This window comes from Belnapia sp. AC561 (assembly GCF_979252845.1).
The window spans coordinates 1-272 of record NZ_CEEDBP010000227.1; the positions used below are offsets into that span (position 1 = coordinate 1).

General features: G+C 46.7%; 1 protein-coding gene. It reads left to right on the forward strand.

Annotated elements, in window-relative coordinates; all coding sequences use genetic code 11:
• A partial coding sequence (locus tag AC0IW9_RS30865) for a response regulator transcription factor (protein WP_471652116.1) occupies positions 1-188 on the forward strand: 188 nt, incomplete at its 5' end.
• Between the last annotated feature and the right edge of the window lie 84 nt (positions 189-272).

The window sequence follows — 272 nt, forward strand, 5'->3', positions numbered from 1 at the left end:
TCGACAAACTATCGAGAAGGCAGTTGGCGGTCGCGCAATTGATCGCCAAAGGGATGACTAATTACCAGATCTCCTGCGAATTGGGCATTACCGAAAACACCGTAAAACTTTATGTCTCCCAGATATTGAGACTGACGCGCGTGCACAACCGCACACAACTGGCGCTGTCCTATCCTTCCCATGGGTAAACTTTGTAAGCGTTTTGTATAGTGTTTCTCTTGAAATTTATACAGACGCCGCAGTTTTGACGACTCTTTCACACCGACAACAAG